Here is a 358-nt window from a genome sequence, read left to right on the forward strand (position 1 = left end):
GTATCGGAAGGTGCGGCTGGATCACCTCCTTTCTAAGGAAAATGCCCATGTGGCATTGCCCATCGTTCAGTTTTGAGAGACCAAAATCTCTCGACAATCAAAATATGAGGGCCTATAGCTCAGCTGGTTAGAGCGCACGCCTGATAAGCGTGAGGTCGGTGGTTCGAGTCCACTTAGGCCCACCATTTTTTTGAGAATTCCAATACGGGGCCTTAGCTCAGCTGGGAGAGCGCCTGCCTTGCACGCAGGAGGTCAGCGGTTCGATCCCGCTAGGCTCCACTTTGTTCCTTGAAAACTGAAGATTCATCAAGACATCAAACCAATTATTTCACATATGGTCCGTGAGGACCGTGTGTCT

2 tRNA genes are annotated in these 358 nt (G+C 50.3%); both read left to right on the forward strand.

The window, feature by feature from the left end:
• Positions 1 to 108: 108 nt before the first annotated feature.
• Positions 109 to 185: transfer RNA gene (locus tag KNO58_RS15280), tRNA-Ile, on the forward strand.
• Positions 186 to 206: 21 nt separating this feature from the next.
• A tRNA-Ala gene (locus KNO58_RS15285) sits at positions 207 to 279 on the forward strand.
• The last annotated feature ends 79 nt before the right edge of the window (positions 280 to 358 follow it).

Origin of the sequence: Exiguobacterium sp. J17977, from assembly GCF_018616375.1 — a bacterium.
GTDB classification, from domain to species: domain Bacteria; phylum Bacillota; class Bacilli; order Exiguobacteriales; family Exiguobacteriaceae; genus Exiguobacterium; species Exiguobacterium mexicanum.